Genomic DNA, 782 nt, shown 5'->3' with positions numbered 1-782 from the left:
TGGCCGAGGCGCAGGCCGGTTCGTCGGCCGCGCCGGGCGCCTGGGCTCCGGCGCGGCCCGCGGGGGCGCCGGAGGGCGCGGCCCGCTCGACCGAGGCCATGTTTGCCGAGGCCATCGCCTCCACCCTGGGCGTCGTCGACAAGATCGACTTCGACTCCCTCACCTTCGAGACCGATGACGAGTAGCGTCCGCCTGCAGAAGTACCTGGCCCGCGCCGGCGTGGCCTCGCGCCGCCATGCCGAGGAGCTCATCGGCGCCGGGCGCGTGGCCGTCAACGGCGAGGTCGTGACCGAGATGGGCGTGAAGGTGGATCCGGCCGCCGATGAGGTGGCCGTCGACGGCGCCGTGGTGGCGCTGCCCGCCGAGGGCGCCACCCTCATGCTGCACAAGCCCGCCGGCTACGTGACCACCATGAGCGATCCCCAGGGCCGCCCCACCGTGGCTGAGCTCATGGCGCCGCTTCTGGAGGCCCATCCCGGGCTCTTCCCCGTGGGGAGGCTCGACGCGGACACGACGGGGCTTTTGCTGTTCACCACCGACGGCGAGCTGGGCCACGGTCTTCTCCACCCGCGTCGCGAGGTGGAGAAGACCTATCTCGCGCTCGTGGAGGGGGTGCCGGCGGAGGGCGACCTCGCGCGCCTGCGCGCCGGCATCCGCCTGGAGGAGGGGGTGACGCGCCCGGCGGGCGTACGCCTGCTCGCCGGCGACGAGGCCGCCCGCGCCGCCCGGCTCATCGGCGACGGGCCGGGGTCGAGCGGGCAGCGCCAGCGCCACGGGGGGCG

The 782-nt window shown here is 75.4% G+C and carries 1 protein-coding gene and 1 pseudogene; both read left to right on the top strand.

Annotated features, from left to right (window positions below; all coding sequences use genetic code 11):
• Window positions 1-185 (top strand): annotated as a pseudogene (locus tag D1643_RS11160) (hypothetical protein); the annotation flags it as partial.
• On the top strand, window positions 175-782 hold a 608-nt coding region (locus D1643_RS11155; RefSeq protein WP_160710662.1), incomplete at its 3' end, for a pseudouridine synthase. The pseudogene D1643_RS11160 and the gene D1643_RS11155, both read left to right, overlap by 11 nt.

The sequence above is a fragment of the Enterorhabdus sp. P55 genome (assembly GCF_009911695.1).
Lineage (GTDB): Bacteria > Actinomycetota > Coriobacteriia > Coriobacteriales > Eggerthellaceae > Enterorhabdus.
The sequence above is the reverse complement of the archived record's forward strand: the minus strand, read 5'-3'. Positions and strand labels throughout refer to the sequence as shown.